21 protein-coding genes, 1 tRNA gene, 1 pseudogene and 1 riboswitch are annotated in these 19,899 nt (G+C 68.6%); of the genes and pseudogenes, 12 read left to right on the top strand and 11 right to left on the bottom strand.

Features of this window, described 5'->3' with window-relative positions:
• Positions 1–249: 249 nt before the first annotated feature.
• From ACWDA7_RS32875 to ACWDA7_RS32860, 4 genes and pseudogenes are all read left to right on the top strand, one after another.
• Positions 250–1,239, top strand: a complete 990-nt coding sequence (locus ACWDA7_RS32875; protein WP_450608963.1) for a nitrilase-related carbon-nitrogen hydrolase — start codon at positions 250–252, stop codon at positions 1,237–1,239.
• 49 nt (positions 1,240–1,288) lie between these two features.
• Positions 1,289–1,993, top strand: coding sequence for a hypothetical protein (locus ACWDA7_RS32870; RefSeq protein WP_450608962.1), 705 nt, complete (start codon positions 1,289–1,291; stop codon positions 1,991–1,993).
• A gap of 563 nt (positions 1,994–2,556) precedes the next feature.
• Positions 2,557–3,003 carry a nitroreductase family deazaflavin-dependent oxidoreductase gene (locus ACWDA7_RS32865; RefSeq protein WP_432923845.1) on the top strand — a complete coding sequence of 149 codons (447 nt, stop codon included), beginning with the start codon at positions 2,557–2,559 and terminating at the stop codon, positions 3,001–3,003.
• A gap of 104 nt (positions 3,004–3,107) precedes the next feature.
• Positions 3,108–3,963: pseudogene (locus ACWDA7_RS32860) on the top strand (aldo/keto reductase).
• 270 nt (positions 3,964–4,233) lie between these two features.
• Here ACWDA7_RS32860 and ACWDA7_RS32855 read toward each other — a convergent pair.
• Positions 4,234–4,821: a flavodoxin family protein gene (locus ACWDA7_RS32855; protein ID WP_450608977.1), complete on the bottom strand. Its 588-nt coding sequence runs from the start codon at positions 4,819–4,821 to the stop codon at positions 4,234–4,236.
• 335 nt (positions 4,822–5,156) lie between these two features.
• Between ACWDA7_RS32855 and ACWDA7_RS32850 the strand changes: the two genes are divergently transcribed.
• Complete coding sequence (locus ACWDA7_RS32850; RefSeq protein ID WP_450608961.1) at positions 5,157–5,795, top strand: HAD family hydrolase; 639 nt, start codon at positions 5,157–5,159, stop codon at positions 5,793–5,795.
• Positions 5,796–5,928: 133 nt separating this feature from the next.
• On the opposite strand, the gene ACWDA7_RS32845 is transcribed toward ACWDA7_RS32850, so the two are convergent.
• The 3 genes from ACWDA7_RS32845 to ACWDA7_RS32835 form a co-directional block, all read right to left on the bottom strand.
• A tRNA-Gln gene (locus ACWDA7_RS32845) sits at positions 5,929–6,002 on the bottom strand.
• 78 nt (positions 6,003–6,080) lie between these two features.
• The gene (locus tag ACWDA7_RS32840) at positions 6,081–7,454 is read right to left on the bottom strand and encodes a hypothetical protein (protein ID WP_450608960.1); all 1,374 of its coding nucleotides are present in this window, start codon (positions 7,452–7,454) and stop codon (positions 6,081–6,083) included.
• 40 nt (positions 7,455–7,494) lie between these two features.
• Complete coding sequence (locus ACWDA7_RS32835; RefSeq protein WP_450608959.1) at positions 7,495–8,100, bottom strand: DinB family protein; 606 nt, start codon at positions 8,098–8,100, stop codon at positions 7,495–7,497.
• Positions 8,101–8,160: 60 nt separating this feature from the next.
• On the opposite strand from ACWDA7_RS32835, the gene ACWDA7_RS32830 reads away from it, so the two are divergent.
• Positions 8,161–8,331, top strand: coding sequence for a hypothetical protein (locus tag ACWDA7_RS32830; RefSeq protein ID WP_450608958.1), 171 nt, complete (start codon positions 8,161–8,163; stop codon positions 8,329–8,331).
• Positions 8,332–8,510: 179 nt separating this feature from the next.
• A complete protein-coding gene (locus ACWDA7_RS32825; protein ID WP_450608956.1) occupies positions 8,511–9,149 on the top strand; it encodes an HD domain-containing protein in 639 nt (212 codons plus the stop codon).
• 132 nt (positions 9,150–9,281) lie between these two features.
• On the opposite strand, the gene ACWDA7_RS32820 is transcribed toward ACWDA7_RS32825, so the two are convergent.
• Positions 9,282–10,016 carry an SMI1/KNR4 family protein gene (locus ACWDA7_RS32820; protein ID WP_450608954.1) on the bottom strand — a complete coding sequence of 245 codons (735 nt, stop codon included), beginning with the start codon at positions 10,014–10,016 and terminating at the stop codon, positions 9,282–9,284.
• 190 nt (positions 10,017–10,206) lie between these two features.
• Between ACWDA7_RS32820 and ACWDA7_RS32815 the strand changes: the two genes are divergently transcribed.
• A complete protein-coding gene (locus ACWDA7_RS32815) occupies positions 10,207–10,857 on the top strand; it encodes a histidine phosphatase family protein (RefSeq protein ID WP_450608952.1) in 651 nt (216 codons plus the stop codon).
• 21 nt (positions 10,858–10,878) lie between these two features.
• On the opposite strand, the gene ACWDA7_RS32810 is transcribed toward ACWDA7_RS32815, so the two are convergent.
• From ACWDA7_RS32810 to ACWDA7_RS32785, 6 genes are all read right to left on the bottom strand, one after another.
• On the bottom strand, positions 10,879–11,181 hold the full coding sequence (locus ACWDA7_RS32810; protein ID WP_450608950.1) for a hypothetical protein: 303 nt from the start codon (positions 11,179–11,181) through the stop codon (positions 10,879–10,881).
• A gap of 188 nt (positions 11,182–11,369) precedes the next feature.
• A complete protein-coding gene (locus tag ACWDA7_RS32805; RefSeq protein ID WP_450608948.1) occupies positions 11,370–12,122 on the bottom strand; it encodes a CbtA family protein in 753 nt (250 codons plus the stop codon).
• Between the two features lie 21 nt (positions 12,123–12,143).
• Complete coding sequence (locus ACWDA7_RS32800) at positions 12,144–12,365, bottom strand: CbtB domain-containing protein (RefSeq protein ID WP_031170427.1); 222 nt, start codon at positions 12,363–12,365, stop codon at positions 12,144–12,146.
• Between the two features lie 37 nt (positions 12,366–12,402).
• A riboswitch (cobalamin riboswitch) is annotated at positions 12,403–12,543 on the bottom strand.
• A 160-nt stretch (positions 12,544–12,703) separates the two neighbouring features.
• Entirely contained in the window at positions 12,704–13,780 is a 1,077-nt protein-coding gene (locus ACWDA7_RS32795) for an enoyl-CoA hydratase/isomerase family protein (RefSeq protein WP_450608945.1), read from the bottom strand.
• A gap of 325 nt (positions 13,781–14,105) precedes the next feature.
• Positions 14,106–14,612: an anthrone oxygenase family protein gene (locus tag ACWDA7_RS32790; protein ID WP_450608943.1), complete on the bottom strand. Its 507-nt coding sequence runs from the start codon at positions 14,610–14,612 to the stop codon at positions 14,106–14,108.
• A gap of 198 nt (positions 14,613–14,810) precedes the next feature.
• Positions 14,811–15,488 (bottom strand): ArsR/SmtB family transcription factor, encoded by a 678-nt coding sequence (locus tag ACWDA7_RS32785; protein ID WP_450608941.1) that lies wholly within the window; start codon positions 15,486–15,488, stop codon positions 14,811–14,813.
• 85 nt (positions 15,489–15,573) lie between these two features.
• On the opposite strand from ACWDA7_RS32785, the gene ACWDA7_RS32780 reads away from it, so the two are divergent.
• The 4 genes from ACWDA7_RS32780 (at position 15,574) to ACWDA7_RS32765 (ending at position 19,861) form a co-directional block, all read left to right on the top strand.
• Positions 15,574–16,956, top strand: coding sequence for an MBL fold metallo-hydrolase (locus ACWDA7_RS32780; RefSeq protein WP_450608939.1), 1,383 nt, complete (start codon positions 15,574–15,576; stop codon positions 16,954–16,956).
• Complete coding sequence (locus tag ACWDA7_RS32775; RefSeq protein WP_450608937.1) at positions 16,953–18,233, top strand: MFS transporter; 1,281 nt, start codon at positions 16,953–16,955, stop codon at positions 18,231–18,233. Before ACWDA7_RS32780 ends, ACWDA7_RS32775 begins: the two co-directional genes overlap by 4 nt.
• A gap of 167 nt (positions 18,234–18,400) precedes the next feature.
• Complete coding sequence (locus ACWDA7_RS32770) at positions 18,401–18,832, top strand: hypothetical protein (protein ID WP_450608935.1); 432 nt, start codon at positions 18,401–18,403, stop codon at positions 18,830–18,832.
• Positions 18,833–18,937: 105 nt separating this feature from the next.
• A complete protein-coding gene (locus ACWDA7_RS32765) occupies positions 18,938–19,861 on the top strand; it encodes a hypothetical protein (RefSeq protein WP_450608933.1) in 924 nt (307 codons plus the stop codon).
• Positions 19,862–19,899 lie beyond the last annotated feature (38 nt).

The following is a 19,899-nucleotide window of genomic DNA, read 5'->3' as shown; positions in this document are numbered from 1 at the left end:
ACCACCTGTGCCTTGCGCCGTCGCCCTTGCCTCTCTCCCGATACGAGCATATGCTCCTATCTGTCCTCAGGACGCCTGCTGCCTGCCGGCCACTGCAGCAGCCGGCGTCTCGACGGAGCGGGAGCCTGCCTGGCGCCCAGCGGGGTCTGCCGCCTGGACGACCCGGGGCTTCCGTTCCTTATGCATCGACATTCCAGACACACGCAACACCACGAACCTGCCTAGTGCGCATTTCGAAGGAGTCATGTCATGACCGTCGTGAAAGCCGCCGCCGTCCAGATCAGCCCCGTGCTCTACAGCCGTGCGGGCACGGTCGAGAAGGTCGTGCGCAAGATCCGGGAACTTGGCGAACAGGGTGTCCAGTTCGCCGTCTTTCCCGAAACCGTCGTTCCCTATTACCCGTACTTCTCCTTCGTGCAGCCGCCCTACGCATCGGCCAAGGAACACCTGCGCCTGCTCGAGGAGGCGGTGACCGTACCGTCCGCCGAGACGGATGCGATCGGCGAAGCCGCCCGGGAAGCGCACATGGTCATCTCGATCGGCGTCAATGAGCGTGACGGCGGCACCATCTACAACACGCAGCTGCTGTTCGACGCGGACGGTACGCTGATCCAGCGCCGCCGCAAGATCACGCCGACCTATCACGAGCGGATGGTCTGGGGCCAGGGCGACGGTTCGGGCCTGCGCGCAACGGACAGTGCCGTCGGCCGCATCGGCCAGCTCGCATGCTGGGAGCACTATCTGCCGCTGGCGCGCTATGCCTTGATCGCGGACGGCGAGCAAATACACGCCGCGATGTACCCGGGCGCCTTCGGCGGCTCGCTGTTCGCCGAGCAGATCGAGGTCAACATCCGCCAGCACGCGCTGGAATCGGCCTGCTTCGTGGTCAATGCCACCGCCTGGCTCGATGCCGACCAGCAGGGGCAACTCGCTCAGGACACAGGCGGCCCCGTCGACGCCTTCTCCCGCGGCTTCTTCACCGCCATTGTCGACCCCGATGGCCGCATCCTCGGCGAGCCGCTCACCTCCGGTGAAGGCGAAGTCATCGCCGACCTGGACTTCGAACTGATCGACCGGCGCAAGCGCCTGATGGACGCGCGCGGCCACTACAGCCGCCCGGAACTCCTCAACCTGCAGATCGACCGCTCGGCGGTGGCCAACCTCCACGACCGCGGCACGCACGTTGCGGCCCGGGCCGGCCGGGCGATCGAAGAAGACCGTCCCACCCAGGACCGGTGAGGCGGCAGTGCGCAGGGTCCTGGCTACGGTACGAGTAAGGGAAACGTTTATGTCCATCAAGAACAAGGCGCTCGCTGCGGCGGCGGTGGCGACCATGGTCGGTGGCTTCGGTGCGGCGGGAGCACTCTCCGCGAACGCGGCCACCCCGGAGTGCGGTGACAGCTGCATCCAGATCTACAGCACCAAGTTCGGCACGTCCGAGCGGCCCAACCTGGTCGAGACCGTGTATCGGGGGGTGGCGAGGGTCGGCCAGCCCACTGCGATGTACCCCGTCAGCACGTCCGATGCGGCCGGGGACATCGTCGGCCACCGCGCGGGCCAAGTGTCCGACTTCTACAAGGACGGCCTCGTGTCCGCCGAGGTGAACAAGCACTTGGGCAAGCTGCGCGCAGTAGAGGTCGAATACGCGCCGCACGGCAAGCGCACCGGCCTGTGTGCGGGCCTGGCTCACACCGCGCATCAGGACGAGGGCCTCACCCTGCAGAAATGCGGCGTGTCCGCCAAGACCGTGTGGATCATCGACACCGCGGACTCCCCCGCGACCGTCTCCCAGGGGCACTTCCCGCTGGTCAGCGGCTCTACCACGAACTTTGCCCACCCCTACGCGATGACCTTCACGCACAGCTCGTTCCGGCACGGCAGCCACGAACGCGGCGATCGCCGGACGGCGGTGCCCTCGCAGATCCGGGTCGACAGGCTGATGGGCAACCCGTCCCACGTGCCCGACGGCCAGCTCTGGGGTACGACGAAGTAGAAGGCCTTCCTGGAGCCCCGAAGGGCTCTGCTGTGGCGTCGCCCTGCCGGGGCGGCGCCACGGTCGCGTTCGACATCCGATGCGCGAGCCGATGGACGGCCGATGCCCGGCCAGAGACGCCGGCCGGTTGTATAGCTCACCATCGCGACCCGTGAAGACGCCGGCGCCGAGGAATCAGCCTGTGGACGGCCGGGCGGCGCACGTCTGACTGGCTCCAGGGTGACGAGCGCCTGCACTGCCCCGCCCCTCGGCACCGATCACCGATGGACGCCTGCTCCTCGATCCGGGCTGAGCAGCGGTCATCAGCAGCCACAGCCGCCCGAGCGACCAAGGGCGGGACGACCGGGCGACATGCCTCGGGCGTCCGTTCCCCGACGCCAAGCCAGCATGGACGGCTCCATTGCGGCGCACACGTTCCTTGCCGGGCGAAGGCTCACACTCCCTGGACACCGAGGACCTATTGGACCCCAATAGAGATGTGGTCTATTTTGGAAACTCATAGGCCACACCCGGGCTGCGAACCCCACGGCCCGTGCCTCGAAGAACTGCTAGGAGCACGAGCAATGCCTCTCCATGGTGAGTACGAGCCGAGCGCCACCTCGTGGGTACGCGACCAGGTCGCGTTGTACGAGGCCACCGACGGTGAGGAGGGCGGCACCTTCCTGGACCTGCCGGTCATCATCCTGACCACCATGGGCGTGAAGTCCGGCAAGGTCCGCAAGATGCCGCTGATGCGGGTGGAACACAACGGCTGCTACGCGGTGGCCGCCTCCAACGGTGGCGCTGACCAGCACCCCGCCTGGTACCACAACGTGGTCGCCCATCCCCTCGTCGAGGTGCAGGACCGGGCAGCCAAGCAGGACATGATCGCTCGCGAGCTTCACGGCGAGGAGAAGGCCGAATGGTGGAAGCACGCGGACGCCGCCTACCCGCCCTTCGTCGAGTACCGGGCCGGGACCGATCGGGACATCCCGCTCTTCGTCCTGGAGCCGGTCACCGACGCGCACTGACTGCCTCTCACCCGCGTGGGACTGCCCCTCACTCCGCACGACTCCTGCCGGTGCCCACTGCCGCCTACAGCGCTAGGCCGGCACAACAACAGGAAGTACAGACCATGGCTCCGGAAACCTCACGTCCCGCTGACGCTTCCGGAGTGTTCCGGATCGGCGGCAGCCTGCCCGTCGACCGGCTCGGATACGGAGCCATGCAACTGACCGGCCCCGGCGTATGGGGGGATGAGGCTGTACGTGTGCTCCGCCGGGCCGTCGAACTGGGCGTGAACTTCAGCGACACCGCGGACTCCTGCGGCCCGTTCGTCAGCGAGCAGCTCATCCATAAGGCACTGCACCCCTACCCGGCGGGCCTCGTGATCGCCACGAAGGGCGGGCTGTCACGCTCGGGCCCGGACGGCTGACGGCCGCTGGGCCGGCCCGAATACCTGCGGCAGCAGACCGAACTGAGCCTGCGCCACCTGGGCGTGGACCGCATCGACCTCTACCAGTTGCACCGCATCGACCCCCAGGTACCGCTCGCCGACCAGGTCGGCGAACTTTGCCTGCCGCAGGAAGAGGGCAAGATCGGCCACATCGGCCTTTCAGAGGTGACGGTCTCCCAGATCCAGGAAGCGCGCGCGATCGCGGACATCGTCTCCGTGCAGAACCTGTACAACCCCGCCGATCGACATGCCGAGGATGTACTGGACTACGCCGAGCGGGAAAGCCTGGGCTTCATCCTGTGGTTCCCGATGGCCACCGGCCAACTGGCACGTCCCGGCGGCCCACTGGGACACGCTTGCCAAGACGTACGGTGCGAGCCCCTCCCAGCTGGCCCTGGCCTGGCTGCTTCACCGCTCCCCCGTGATGCTGCCCATTCCCGGCACCTCCCGCGTGTCTCATCTCGAGGAGAACACCCGGGCCGCACAGATCACCCTGCGCGCCGCCGAGTTCCAGGCGCTCAGCCAGGCCGTGTAAACGGCGGCCTGACCGAGGCAGGGCACCCGCCCGGCGTATGACCACCTGGCCCTGCAGATCATCACCGGGGGAGGACGAGAGACGCCGGCACGCTCCCATTGGCGCCACCTCGCCGACATCATCGGCCTCACCTCGAACAAAGCAAAGCCGCGCACCTGACGACGTCGGCAGCGGCTGACCGATCCGCCGCTCGGCGGGCGGAGGCGCCGGGGTGGTGGTGATCTCGGACTGGCGCCTCGGGGTAGACGTGATCCCCGGGCGACCGACCGCTCAGGCGCCGGCCGAGCCGGCCAAGGCGGCGCGACCGGCGACGAAGGCTGTGGCCTGCTCCGCGACGCGCGCCCCGAGGTGTTCGGCAGTGGCGATGTCCGAGCTGTGCACCGCGTCGACTCCACCGTCCAGCGGGGTCTGCGCGCCGACGCCGGTCCAGAAGCCGAGCCGGTTGAGGTCGTCCTCGCCGGCCTCAAGGGCGTTCCAGCCCGGGGCGAGTCCCAGGCTCACCCAGATCATGCGGTGCTGCGCCGCGAAGGCGGCGAGGAACGTCAACGTGTTCAGCTTGTCACCACTCTTCGAGGACGAGTTGGTGAAGCCGGCGGCGATCTTGTCGGCCCATGCCCCGTCGACGAACCGACGGCCCGTGGCCTCTGCGAACGTGTGGAAGCCGGCGGACGCACCGCCCATGTAGGTAGGCGTTCCGAAGATCACGGCATCGGCGGCGTCGAGCTCGCTCCACTGCTCATCGGTGATGGAATCCACCGGAATGAAGGCGACCTGCGCACCGGCTTTCTCGGCACCCCGCTGTACCGCCTCGGCCAGGACGGCGGTGTGACCGTATCCGGAGTGGAAGGCGATGGCGATGCGCGGCTGCGGGGGGACGTGCTAGGACATCAGAGATTCCTATCATTGGAGGGCAGGTATCTAATGTAGACCATACCTCTATTGGGGGTCCAATCTGTGATGGAGTTCACCGACAAGCCGGTCGACGCGCGGTGGGCATGGCGATGTCGAAGGCTGCGGCTGTAGCGGTGCCTGCCGGTTCGGCCGGTCGCGTCGGCGTCTCGCGACAGGGCTGTCACAGGATTCAAGATCGCTTGACCTCGCCCCGGACGGAAGAGCAACAGTGTCTCCACGGATCTCCTGAGCGGCGGTGTGTGCGCTCGGTGAGCCGGACGGGACCAAGAGGGGGAGTTCACATGACCGCGACCTGCGTCATTCTCGACATCGGCGGAGTACCGGAGATCACGCCGGACACGGGGTGGACGCAACGGTGGGAAGACCGGCTGGAGCTGCCGCTGGGCACGGTGAATGACCGGATGCGCGACGTATGGCGTGCTGGAAGCGCCGGAAGCATCAGCGAACGAGAGGTGCACGAGCAGGTGGCAGCACGTTTGGGTCTCGAGGCCTTCGAGATCGAAGCCTTCATGGCTGATCTCTGGGCGGAATACCTGGGGACGCCGAATGAGGAACTCATCGCCTACGTGCGGGGGTTGCAGGGAACGTGCAGGCTGGCCATCCTGAGCAACAGCTTCGTCGGTGCCCGGGAGCGCGAGACGGCGCTGTACCACTTCGAGGACCTGGTGGAACAGATCATCTACTCGCACGAGATCGGCGTCGGCAAACCTGACCTGCGAGCCTTTGAGGCCGCATGTGCCACCTTGGACGTACGCCCGGAGAACTGTCTCTTCATCGACGATGTCTCCGTCAACGTCGAGGCCGCCCAGGCGGCGGGCATGCAAGCGCATCTGTTCGAGGACAACGCCCGGACGATCGCACGCGTCGCAGCTCATCTGGACGCTGGGCCCCGCGTTCCAGGGCGTGTACCGCTCGGATGACAACAGCCCGGCCTACACAGCGCACCGAGGGCTGCCGCAGTACATCTCCCTGGAGCTCAGGCGCCACGCACTCGGCGGACTCGCCGGCCGCAAGACCACACGTCGGGGTGCTTCAGACAGGTACGTAAAGAGGCGACGAGGGCAGGATTCGAACCTGCGTCCACCCGGAGATCAGAGCCGGGCGCTCCTCCACAGAGCTTCCTCATCGCCACCCTGATGATTTCTGGGGCCACCGCGTAGGTCAACTGATTTACCCGGTCGCGCACAGCCCTCCGTTGCCGTAGATCACCACCACTCTTGAGCGGCAGCACGCTTGTCCTTGCCGGAGAAGACACCTGCCGACCGGAGAGCGCCGGCCATGAGCGGGTCGGCGACGGCGACTCCGTGTACCAACTCCGGCGTCCGCCGGAAGACGACAGCCGCAGCCACCGGCCTGGGGGCGGTCCAGGCGCCGGCCACCGGGTCCACCCCATGCCGGGCGCAGACCGCTTCGACGAGTGAGCGCGGGCATTCCCTCTCCCCCCGAAGTACCTCCCAGGGCAGGGGAAGTTCGGCCCAGACGTACGTGTCCGGGTGCAGCCCACCGCCGCTCATGCGGTGCCAGTACGCCACGTCCGCCGCCATCAGGCGGGGCACCTTGCCAGGGCAGAACCGATCCAGGATCTCGTCCTGGCCCAGCTCACTCAGCAGCGCGAACCAGTGTGCACGGGCCGTGTTCCACGCTTGTGCGGACTGGTTCCACGTGGACGCGTCGTCGCCGCGGCGCACGATCATCGTCTCGCGCTCCAGCGGATGCCGGCTCCAGGCGTCCTCCAACAGGTTCGCCACCTGGCGCAGGAAGCGGTTCCATCGAATGAGCAACTGTGTGATGTCCTCGTCGGACACATGGGCCAGTACTTCGGGCGTGGGACGCACATGGGCGACCGCGTACCAGCAAGTCCGCTCGGGGATGTCCTGAAGGCGCTGGAACAAGGCCTCGGCGACCTCGTCGTATACCTGACGCTGCCTGCCGTTGGTGAAGATGCTGCGCATGTAACCGCGTGCCGTGAAGTACGCAATGAAGGCCGCCGTGTCCAGGTCCATGGCGAAGAGCTCGTACGGGAGGACGTGGGCGAGCGCACCCTTGCCGGTCATGGTCACTTCACGGCGGCGCTGCTCGTGGATGAGCCGGGCCAGCTTGGCCTCCATCCGGCGCAGCAGCCGGAAGCGCTTGTTGTACTGCCGTTTGGAGATCTCACCGAGGCCCGCCGCTGCGCGCTCGGCCCGGTTGAGGCGATCCATACCGAAGTCGTTCTGCCCATACGAGCGGCCGATCTCCTCACCAGCTCGCCGGATCACCGCCTCGATCTGGACTGGATCATCCCCGGCGCCGGCCGGGAGTTCCGGCACGCTCGTGAACAGGCTTGCCGCTCGGGCGAGCTGGCGCTGTGCGCCGACCGGACGGGCGAACTCCTCGAGCATGGAGGTGTATCCGTGCCATAGGTTGCGAAGCGAGTTCTCAGCGGCCTTGACGAGCGCCGCCTCGGTCGCTGTATCAAGGTCAGCGCCGTGGGCGGCGTAGAGATCCTGGATGAGCCGAGCCACATCCTCCGGACGCTTGCGCTGGGTGAGCGACGCGTGCAGTTCACGGAGCAGTTGTTCAACCATGGGCGACGGCATGGGCTTCACCTTGTCATCGCCGCGAACACGTCTCCACTGGTTATTTGTCCACGGCGGGCTTGCGAGCTGCCTCCTCGGCCACGCGCTCGAGCCGGCTGCGGTAGTTCTCCCACCCCCTCGCGTCACCCGTTCCCATGCTGGTGTTGCCCTCGTTCATGCCGACAGCACCGTCGATCAGTTCCCGGACGATGTCGGCGTGCCCGGCGTGCCGTTGTGTATCAGCGATCACGCGCACCACGGCATGATGCAACGTCACTTCGTCCCTGTCCTTGGGCCACCACGGCACCCTGCCCATCGTTTCCAGCCCCAGTGCGTCGATCGTCGCGTCCGCGTGCGCCCAGGCACGGCGGTACAGCTCCACGATCTGTTCGCGTGACTCGTCGGCGGTGGCCCACATGTCCGCGTTGGGCTCAGCACCGTCTTCGAGCCAGGGCAGCGGCTCGCCGGACGGCCGTCCGAAGGTGTCGCCGAGATAGCCCAGCTCCACACCGGCCACGTGCTTGACCAACCCGAGGAGGTTGGTGCCGGTCGGCGTCAGGGGGCGGCGGGAGTCGTACTCCGAGAGACCTTCGAGCTTCCACAGCAGGGCATCACGGGCGGACTGCAGGTAGAAGTGAAGGTCGGCTTTGGGATCCGGTGCGGTCATGAGGCCAGTCTCGCGCTTGAACGATCTCTGTCCACGCCTTTTGCGAGACGGGAACGAGCGATGCCTCGCCCGGGGCGGCATCGTCAGAGCTTCTCGGCGGGCGGTGCGCATCGGACTGTCCGACTGCGGACGTCCGGCGACATCGCCGAGGAGCAGAAGCGCTCCGCGATCCGTGGACGCAACGGCAGCCGCAACGTGGAGGCGCTCGTCGTGATGCGCTGCGTCCCCTAGGAGAACTCCGTCATCTGATCCACCGGTGCCGTTCGCCCACGGTGCTGAGACCTGCCAGACCTTCCGCATGTCCGAATCCGTGGGTTTTACGACCGACTGCACACATGACCGGGATCGCGCAATGGGGAGATCCTGGATACATACATCGCCACCGATCACAGAATCGATTGGAGTCCCTCATGAGCGAGATCATCGCTGGCGTCACGATTCCCGACACTCCCGTTGTCACCGATGCAACCGCCCTGATCAGGGAGACGACCACTCCTCTGATTTTCAACCACTCGCGGCGAGTGTTCATCTTCGGCAGCCTTCAGGCCCGCAAGCTGGGTCTGAAGCCCGATCCGGAACTGCTGTACGTCGCTGCGCTGTTCCATGACACGGGCCTGGTGCCGCCCTACCGCAGCGATGACCAGCGGTTCGAACTCGACGGCGCCGACCAGGCCCGTGCGTTCCTGCTGAAGCACGGCTACTCCGACTCGGACGCCGATCTCGCATGGACCGCCATCGCCCTGCACACCACTCCTGAGGTCCCGTGGAAGATGGCACCGGAGATTGCGGCGACCACCGCGGGCGTCGAGACGGATGTCCTCGGAATGCGTCTGGACAATCTCAGCGAGGCGGACATCGCCGAGGTGACGAAGGCTCACCCCCGCCCCGATTTCAAGAACCAAATCCTCCAGGCGTTCACGGACGGGTTCAAGCATCGTCCGGACACCACCTTCGGTACCGTCAACGCCGATGTACTGGAGCATTTCGTTCCCGGTTACCGGCACATCGACTTCGTCGAGGTGATTCAGAACTCGGCGTGGCCGGAGTAATAGCACGATGACTCGGGGCTCCCGCCTGGTGCCCCCATGACCGTCGGGCACGGGAAGCACTCATGGCTGTCCTGTAACTGCCGGCCCCGGGCCGTTCGCGTCATGGCGCCGATGTGCCCACTGCGGGCGTTCTCAGTGGGCGAGGGCCCACTGACGGCATGAGCGCCCCTTCTTGGTCGCGTATTCGCCGGTCCGGCCAGCATCACGGGCCGGCCCGCTGAATCGGCTGGCGAGCCCGGCTTCAGCGGACACAGGGGCGGGCAGGTCCTGGCGCACGATTTCAAGATCGGCAGCCGCACGCCCACACGCGTGGATCCAGGACTGGTCCTGGATCCCGTCTCGGCGCACCAGCCGACCGGGCGCTGAGTACCAGCGCACGGGCGAGTCATCCTCACTGGCCCACATGGGATGGTCGGGCAGGGCCACTGGGGCGTAGCGCTCGTGAAGGCTCGGCAGCAGCGCGTCCGGCAACTCGCAGGCGTCGTAGTGACTGTCCGAGCCGAAGAGTAACTCGCTCAGCACGAGCTCCACCCCTGCCGAGGACATCCGATCGAGGTAGGGGATCCAGCCCCAGTGTGATTCCACCACTACGGGTGGGTCGCCCTGCTCGATCTCTGCCAGGGGGATCCCCCAGTAGGCGCAGTCCTGGTTCTCGCGCCGGAAGACCAGGACGCCGGTCAGGGCGTCATCAACGTAGAGGCCGGTCGGCCGGACCAGTGGATCCTGCTGTCGAGTGAGGTCGTCCCGACGGCCGAAGAGCGCGTAACCCTCCCGCAAGGCAGCCGGCAGTTCAAAGCCCAGATCCGCTTCTGCGGCCGCCAACTCTTCTTCAGCACAACGTTCTTCCCGTTGCAGTGGGCGGCCCACTCAGGCGTCGGCGAACCACTGCACGAAGTCCAGGGCTTGGGGCTGAGTCTGCACTCCGCCCACTGAGGACTGACCCCCTGCATCCGCCCCCACTCAGTCAGATTCACGCGAAGATATTCTCGTACACGCTCATATACACTCCCGCGATCCCAGCTTCAGACGCCACGACAACCGCAGGAGGAACAGGCACGTGACCAGCCGCGTCACCTTCGTCTCGCCCGCGACGAGCCCATCGCTGCGGCACGCCCGCTTCTATGACGGCGATTCGATCGACGACATCGGGGCGGCCCGCGCCCGTTCGGTGGCCGGGTCGCTGCCCTCGCCCGTCCGTGTGCTGACCTCCCCGAGCGTGCGCTGCCGGGAGACGGCGGCGTCGCTCGGCCTCGACGGCGAGGAGACGGCGGAGCTGGGAGGTCTGGATGTGGGCCGCTGGCGAGGCCGCACTCTTGAGGAGGTGGCGGCCGCCGAACCGGAGGGAGTGGGCCAGTGGCTCAGCGACGCCGACTGGGAAGGACACGGCGGAGAGTCGGTGCGGGACGTGTGCGAGCGGGTCGGGCGCTGGCTGGACACCGCGCAGGACACCGACGGTCGTACCGTCGCCGTGGTCGAGCCGGAGGTCGTACGGGCCGCGGTCGTCCATGTTCTGGGCCTGCCCGCGGCTTCCTTCTGGCGGCTGGACGTGCCGCCGTTGACGGCCACGGAGCTCAGCGGGCGGGGCGGCCGGTGGAACCTGCGGCTCGGACAGCCTCTGGGAGCGTCGGGTCACACAGCTGACACCGTGTCTGACCCGGCTTCGAACACCGCGTCTGACGCCGCGTCCGGCACTGCGTCGATGCGCTGAGGCGGGGGCGGGTGCCGTGGTTCAGGAGGCCGCGGTCCGGTGGCGGCGCAGCAGCGCCGCTATCGCGCAGCGCAGGGAGTCGGTTCCCTCGTCCCACTCCGCGGCTCGGCCCGCGGGACAGGGCGCCGGGCACTCCGGCGGCACCGCACCGTCCGGCCCGTGGCAGTCCATCGGGTCCTGGACCAGCGTTTCCAGTTCCCGCAGGAGCTGTTCGGTCCGCTTCGCCTGCTGGGCGAGCACACGCACCCGGGCGCTCTGACCGCCGATCTGCCGTCGGGTGGCGATCAGTTGCTCGTACTCCTCGACGGTGAGCGACCGCCTCACGGCCCCCGAGGGTGATGCGGCGCGGCTGAGGGTGTCTGGCCACTCGGTTCCTCCGCTCCACGGCTTGGCGCTGCCTGCCTCATCGGTCGGTGTTCTGTGCCCTGCCCGTGATCCGATCGCGTCGGTGTCCGGGGAACGCGAGAGGGCCCCCGGATGGTTCCGAAGGGCCCTCTCGTGTCCCAAAACCGTCAGTGCGAGGCGGGAACCGTCCGCCCGGACGGGGCTGTCGCGGGCTTGGGATTCAGCTGCCGCTCGGCCAACTCGCCGAAGAGCAGGCCGAATCCGCCCCAGAGGACAGCCTGGATGGCGAGGGCCGAGAGACGGAACCGCCACAGCAGGGTGGCGGGGAAGTCCTTCGGTACCTCGTTGATGGCAGGCAGGAACTCGTAGGCCAAGCCGATCACCACGGCGAAGCCGGCCACGGCCACCACGGTCGCCCACCAGGTGCCCAGACGGGGTGCCAGTCGCTTGCCCAGGATGGTGACAGCGACCGCGAGGAGGACGCTGAGCACCATCATCAGGAAGTACAAAGTGGTCCGCTTGCCGATGGTGTCGGGGTTGCCCACCGACGGCGGATTGGCCGGGTACTTCAGGAACGGCACGACGTACACGGCGAGCAGTGCGCAGCCCGACAGCAGCAGCGCGGTCGCCCGCGGGCTGAAGCGGCCGATCCGGCCGAGCGTGAAGCAGTACGCGAGCGCGGCGATACCGCCGAAGGCGACCCCGTAGACCAGGACGCCGGTGGCGAGACCGGCGGTGGACTGCAGCGAGCGGGAGACGACTTCCATCTCGTGCTCGTGGGAGTGGGCCTCCTCGAAGCTGATCGCCTTGTCGACGTTCGGCTCACCGAGCAGATAGGCGACGACCAGGGCGAGCACACCGGCGGCCAGGCCGGCGAGCATGCCTCGTACCAGGAGGTTTCTTACTGTTGCGGAGTTCATGAGCGTGCGGCGCCCCTCGCGTCAGTGGCAGGGGAAGCCGAGCAGGTGGCGGGCGTCGTGCACCCACTCGTGGACGTCCGTGCCGTTGAACACGGAGGTGGCGCCCTGCTCGGCGCCGACGAAGTAGAGCAGGACCAGCATCAGGATGCCGAAGAAGACCGCCCAGGGAGCTATCGCCTTCAGGGGCAGCGTGGCGGGAACGACGGGGGTGGTGGCTGTCGGCTGGGCGACGGTCTGCGCCATGGCAGAACCTCCTCTGGGAGTTCGCGTCCCATCTCGGTGGTGCACTGGACGACAGCCACGGGTCTGACTCACGAAACGCCTCACGAGGCGTCTTGCATACAGTGGCGCGACCGTGCCGGATTCCCACCGGCTTCCGTCTCGCCGTCGTCGATATCGGACCGACCGTACCGCGTGACGGGTACCCGGCCAAGACCGCGCCACCTGGCGTGATCTTCCTCTCGCGGCGGGTGGCCGGTCCGTCGGATGTCAGCGGTGGCGGCCGCTCGGGCGGGCCGAGCGACCGATCCCGTCGCAGAGAACGCCCCTGTGTCGGAGTCCGACGAACGCGACGGTTCGCTTCACCAGACCTCCTTGGGAGCTGAGTTGGGTCCGGCAAGTCCCAACTCGAGCTCGCCGAGAGGGGTGAAGAAGCGCTCGACGTCGGCGTCCGTGACCTCGCCGAGGGTCGCCGGCGACCAGCGCGGGTTGCGGTCCTTGTCGATGATCTGGGCGCGGATGCCCTCCGCCAGGTCGGGAGAGTTCAGGGCCGCGCAGGAGACGCGGTACTCCTGGTCGAGGACGGGCTCCAGCGCGCCCAGCCGCCGAGCACGGCGGATGGCGGCCAGGGTGACCTTCAGGGCGGTCGGTGACTTGGTGAGCAGCGTCTCCGCCGTGTCCTTCGCGGCCGGGTCGCCGTGGGCGAACAGCCGCTGCACGATCTCTTCGACCCGGTCGGCGGCGTAGCAGGCGTCGATCCACTCCCGGCGTCCTGCCAACTCCCCTGGGGGCGACGGCTGCACATGACGGGCGACCGCCTGCTCCACGGGCATTTCGGCGAGATCGGCGACGAAGTGCCGGAGAGCGGCGGACGGCATGTAGTGGTCGGCGAGCCCGCACAGCAGGGCGTCGGCGGCACCGATCTGCGCGCCGGTCAGTGCGAGGTGCGTGCCCAGTTCGCCAGGGGCGAGGGCGAGCAGGTAGGTGCCGCCGATGTCGGGGGCGAACCCGATACCGGTCTCGGGCATGGCGACCCTCGACCGCTCGGTGACGACCCGGACGCTGCCGTGCGCGGAGATGCCGACACCGCCACCCATGACGATGCCGTCCATGACGGCGACGTACGGCTTGGTGTAGCGGGCGATACGGGCGTTGAGGTGGTACTCGTCGCGCCAGAAGGCGGCGGTGGCGGTGCCGTCACCGTCGCGGGCGTCGTCGTGGACGGCGCGGATGTCGCCGCCCGCGCACAGGCCGCGCTCCCCCGCCCCCGTGATGACCACGGTCTCGACGGCCGGGTCGTCTTTCCAGGACTTCAAAGCCTCGTCGATGCGCCGCACCATCGCGTGGGACAGCGCGTTGAGGGCCTTCGGCCTGTTGAGAGTGATGTGGGCGGCCCGCCCTGCGGTGTGGAGGAGGACGGGTTCCTCGGCGCCGGTCATCCGAAGTCCTCCGTCAGGCCACGGGCCACGGTCACGCGCATGATCTTGTCGGTTCCTTCTGGCACTGCCCTCGGGAATGCACTGGCGCCGCGAGTCTAGGCGCCGGGCCTGGGCCGATGGGCGCGGGGCCTACCTGCGCGGCGTGTGTGAGGAAGCATCGTCGTCTGCCTGTGATCGCAGAGAAGAGGCAGGTCACGTCGGCGTGCGAGTAGTGAGCGCGACTGTCTGTGACTCGACGGCTGAAGGTCGGCGCATCTGCCCGAGGTCGAGCGTGGCCGGCGCGCTCAGCCGGGTCAGGTCGCCGACCTGGGCGGCGGGAGCTCGGCTACGGCGCCTGGCGCAGCGAACGCACATCGGGAGCCGGGCGGTCCAGGATCGCGGCAGTGAGGTAGCCGAGTGCGAGGACGATCGCGGCGGTCCGTACCGCATGAGCGATCTGCCAGCGGTCACGTACGTGTGCCCAGTCCGCAGGGGGAGCCTGGACGTTCCAGCCCAGTTCCTCCACGTTGATGGGACCGTTGACCGCAAGCGTGACCAGCAGGGCCAGCAGGAGCAGCCCGAGGGCGATGGCCGCCGGCCGCCGGATGGGGCTCTGCGCCTTGCGCGCGTAGATGACAAGTACGGCCACGGCGACAAGGGTCGGTACGGTGATGGCCCCGATGTACCAGGTGAAGAAGGTGAACTCCACCTGCCGCACGCGGACGTACGTCGGGCCGTTCAGCCGTCGGAGCGCCAGTTCCAGAAAGAGCACGGTGACGGCGACCCCCGCCAGCATCCCGCAGGACAGCAGGCTCACGTAGCGCGTGGCCTTCACCAGCGTGGCATTCCTCATCGCACACTCCCTTGTGAGACGCAGACCCTCCTGTGCCCTGACGGCTGATGTCGTCCATGTGTGACAGTCCTCTGCCGAGATCACCTCTGCGGACGGGGTCGGGACGGCAGACGGGATGGCCCGCCGAGGTGATCGGACCGGCCGGCTACGGGTTCTGGCCGCGTCTCCGCGGCAGCTGAGGCCGAGTCAGGATCCGGGTCACGCCAGGGCGGGGGCGTCGACGGGCAGGTCTGCCAGGCGCCACTCGAGCATGCCGTCATTGAGGCGGACGGCCCGCCGTCCGAGATCGGTCAGCAGCCGCACCGCGTCGTAGGCGAGCACGCAGTACTCACCGCGGCAGTAGACGACGATCTCCGTCTCCTCGGGCAACTCGTTGATCCTGTCGGCCAGTTCCCCGACCGGGATGGACACCGCACCCGGGATGTGCCCGGCCATGTACTCCTCCACCGGCCGTACGTCGAGCACCACCACGTCCCCGGCCGCCGCGCGGGCACACAGTTCCTCGTGAGTGACCTCCACCGCGCCGTCCTCGCCGAGGTAGGCGTCACGCGCCGCGGGCACAGCGGCCTGGTGGGCTTCGGCGACCTTGCGCAGCAGCGCGAACAGTTGGGCCACGTCCTGGCCGGCGAGCCGGTAGTAAATGCGCACCCCCTCGCGGCGGGTGGCGACGAATCCGGCCTGTTTCAGGGTCTGCAGATGCGCCGAGGCCGTCGTCAGGTTCAGCCCGGCGGCCTTGGCCAGGGCATCGACGGTGCGCTCGCCCTGGGCCAGCAGGTCGATCAGCTCCAGGCGCTTTCCGCTGGCCAGCGCCTTGCCGCTGGCCGCGAACGCGTCGTACAGGTGCGACTTCGTACCGGCCGTAGTGGTTCCCGCCATGCGATCCTCCATAAATCCATGGAATAGTGTACGTGTAGGTGGGCGCGGTGACCACAACGCCGACCACGCCCCTCGCATCCGGACCTTGGAGGACCTGATGGGCTTCGCCGACGACCACCTGACACCACTGGTCGACACCGGGCTCGGCAACAGCGCCTACCTCGTCGACCTCGGCGACGGCCGCGCCCTGGCGGTGGACGCGAGCCGCGATCTGCGTGCCCTGCGGGAGGCCGCCGAGCGGCGCGGCCTGGCAGTGGCGTACGCGGCGGACACGCACCTGCATGCGGACTTCCTCTCCGGCGCCGTCCAGCTCGGTCACGACCACGGGGCCACCGTGCTGGCCTCCGCCGCAGGACACCGGGCTTTCGCGCACCTCGGTCTGGCCGACGGCGACGAGGTCGACCTGGGTGGCCTGACGCTGCGAGCCCTGGCCACACCCGGCCACACGGAAGAGCATGTCGCGTTCCTGTTGCTGGACGGGGACGTCGCGCTCGGGGTGTTCACCGGCGGCTCACTGATCGTGAACTCCGCTGCCCGCACCGATCTGCTCGGCGCCGGCCGCACCGATGAACTCGCCCGGGCCCAGTACCGCTCGCTCAGGCGCCTCGCCGCGCTGCCGGACAGTGTTGCGGTCTGGCCCACCCACGGGGCCGGGTCCTTCTGCTCCACCCTGGGCGGCGCGGAGCGCATCTCCACGATCGGCAGTCAGAAGCAGACGAATCCGCTGCTGGGCGCCCCGGACGAGGAAACCTTCGTACGCCGCCTGGTGGCCGGCCTCGGCAGTTACCCGGACTACTTCGCCCGGCTCGCCGAGGCCAACCGGCTCGGCCCCTCGGTCATCACCTCCGCGCCGGTGCTGGCCGCCCTCGACGTCGGACAGGTCAAGTCGCTGCTGGCCGACGGCGGTCAAGTGGTCGACGTGCGCCCGGCGGCCGACTACGCGGCCGGCCACATCCCCGGCTCCCTGTCCATCCCGCTGCGCGGCCAGTTCGCCACCTGGCTGGGCTGGCTCCTGCCCGACACCGTCCCGCTCGCCTTCGTGACCGGCGAGGACCAGGACCTGAACGAGATCGTCTGGCAGGCGTACAAGATCGGCTATGAGCGCCTCGCCGGACGGCTGGCCGGCGGTATGACCGCCTGGCTGGACGACGGCAACCAGCAGACCTCCACCGCGTTCGTGACCGCCGACCATGCCGAGAACCGCCCCTACGTCGACGTGCGGCAGGACGCGGAGTTCGCCGCCGGACACGTGCCCGGTGCCGTGCACATCGAGCTCGGCGGGCTCATCGCTCGCACCGACGATGCCCCCCAGGGGCCGGTCGTGGCCTGCGGCCACGGCGAGCGGGCCATGACCGCCGCCAGTCTCCTCGAACGCGCGGGCCACTCCGACATCGCCGTTCTCGACGGCGGACCGGCCGACTACGCGGCGGCCCACGGCAGGCAGCTCGCCCAGGGCATCAGCGCGTGAACGCCAGCCCCGCAACCACCACACCGGCCGACACGTCGGGCCGGCCGATCCGCCTGGGGCTGCGGGAGAACTGGCTCCAATTCACCCTGCTGGTCATCATCAATGTCTGCGTCGGCGGCCTGGTCGGCCTGGAGCGCACCACCGTCCCGCTGATCGGCGCGGACGCCTTCGGCCTGACCAGCGACCTGGCCGTCTTCGCCTTCATCATCGCCTTCGGCGTCACCAAGGCCTTGACCAACCTCGCCGCCGGCGCGCTGACCGCCCGCTTCCGCCGCAAGCAACTCCTCGTCACGGGTTGGCTGATCGGCATCCCCGTCCCCTTCGCCCTCGCCTGGGCGCCGTCCTGGGGCTGGATCGTCGCCGCGAACGTCCTGCTCGGCCTCAACCAAGGCCTGACGTGGTCGATGACCGTCAACATGAAGATCGACCTCGTGGGTCCCGCGCGCCGTGGTCTGGCCACCGGTCTCAACGAAGCCGCGGGTTACACCGCCGTCGGCGCCACCGCCCTGATCACCGGTTACCTGGCCACCGCCTACGGCCTGCGTCCCACGCCCGAGCTCATCGGCGTCGTCTTCGTCGCCGCCGGACTCGCGCTGTCCCTCGTCGTCCGCGACACCGCCGCCCATGTCGCCCTCGAACTCACCCAGCACACCAGGCCCGTTCCCACCGGTGAGGACAGCGGCCTGGCCGCCACTTTCGCCCGTACCTCCTGGCACAACCGCTCCCTGCGCGGGGCCAGCCAGGCCGGTCTGGTCAACAACCTCAACGACGGCCTCACCTGGGGCGTCTTCCCCCTGCTGTTCACCGACCACGGCCTCGGCCTCGCCGCCGTCGGCCTGATCAAGGGCCTCTACCCCATCCTGTGGGGCATCGGGCAGATTCCTACCGGCCATCTCGCCGACCGCATCGGCCGCAAACGACTGATCGTCCACGGCATGCTCGTCCAGGCCTGCGGTTTCGTCCTCGCCCTGGCCCTGCTCAAGACCCCACTGCTCGCGGGCATCGCGTCCGCCGTCGTTCTCGGCATCGGCACCGCGATGGTCTACCCCGCGCTGATCGCCTCCATATCCGATCACGCCCACCCCACCTGGCGGGCCAACGCGCTGGGCACTTACCGGTTCTGGCGCGACACGGGCTACGCCGTGGGGGCACTGGTGGCCGGCGTCCTCGCCGACACTCTCGGTCTCAACGCCACCGTCGTCGCAGCCGCTGTTCTCACCGCCGGCTCGGGCCTCCTCGCCGCCCGCTGGATCACGGAGCACCGACCGGTGCGGTGAGCACCCCCGCCACCGCACCGGTCGGGATGAGCCCAGGCAGCTGCCTCATACGGCGGTGGTTCGCACGGCCCTACGTGGGCTGCACCACATGCGGACAGTACCCCCACCGGGTATCTTGCCTTTGGGACAGAAGGACGGGCATGGCACACAGAAGGGATGAGGCCACGATGGGGAGCCGACACGCTCGCGGCCCGGGCATCGCCCGGCTGTCGGCGTTGTGCGCGCTGCTGTTCGGCCTGTTCCTCATGCACGGTGCCCCGACCGCGGCAGCTGACGGCTGCCACGGCCAGATGCGCGCCACTCTCCCGATGTACGACGCCCATGCCTCCTCGATGGCATCGGCCCGCGCCATGCCGGCGGGGCCGGATGACGCCCAGGCCGAGCCGGCCGACGACATGCGTACTCACGGAGATCTCTGCGTCGCCGTTCCCGCCCAGAACCAGATCCCCCTGCCCACCGCCCCACTCGTTGCCGTCGTCGCCCCCACCGTCCTGGCGGTCTGGATCCTGCATCGCGCATGGAGCCGAGGTGGCACCAGTCGGCGCGGCCCACCGGGCGGACGCGATCTTCTCCTACAGGTGTGCATCGCGCGGACGTGACCGGACCTGCGCCGGAATCCGCTGACCAGCGGTCTCCGGCTCCAGCGTCCTGCTCACCTCGCGCGCCACCCGGAGTGGTGCGCCACCCGGAAAGACTCTGAAGCGATGTTCGCCACCACCCGTTCCACGGTCCGCCGCCGAGCCCTGCTCGCGGCCGGCACCGCAGCCGCTCTCGCCATGACACTGACGGCCTGCGGCTCCTCCGACGACTCCGCCATGCCCGGCATGAACCACAGCACCATGCCGTCGGTGACCCCCTCGACCGAGTCCGACACCCCGATGGGCGACATGCCCGGAATGAACCCCGCAGCAGACGGTAACGGCCTGTCCGACGCCAAGGACGGCTACCGCCTCACCAGCCCCGACAGCACCCTCGACAGCGGCAAGCGGACCCCCTACCGGTTCACGGTCGACGGCCCGGACGGCACACCGGTCACCGACTTCGCACTCGACCAGACCAAGCGGATGCACTTCTACGCCGTTCGCTCCGACCTGACCGGCTTCCAGCACCTGCACCCGGCGATGGCCTCCGACGGCACCTGGACCGCGGATCTGTCCTCCCTCGCGCCGGGCTCATGGCGCATGTTCACTTCTTTCGTTCCCGCCAGTGGAAGCGCCAAGGGCAAGGACCTGGTCCTCAGCCGGAGCGTCACCGTCCCCGGGTCCGCCCCGAAGATCCCGCTGCCCGCGGCGGCCGACAGCGCGAAGGCGGACGGGTACACGGTCACCCTCGAAGGCAAGCCGATGGCCGGCATGGCGCATCCGCTGACCGCGCGCATCACGAAGGACGGCAAGCCCGTCACCGACCTCCAGCCCTACCTGGAGACCTACGCCCACCTGACGGCCTTCCACGAAGGCGACGCCGCCTTCGCCCACCTCCACCCCACCACCGAGGTCAACGGTGATCAAGGCGGACCGGTACTGTCCTTCCACGCCGCACTGCCCACCGCGGGCAACTGGCGGCTGTTCGTGCAGTTCCAGACCGGCGGCAGGCTTCACACCGCTGCGCTGACCTTGCACGTCGCCTGACGCAGAGGCGCGCCGCCCGCCGACACCGCGGTCGAAGG

The organism is Streptomyces sp. NPDC001156, assembly GCF_053598275.1.
The sequence above is the reverse complement of the archived record's forward strand: the minus strand, read 5'-3'. Positions and strand labels throughout refer to the sequence as shown.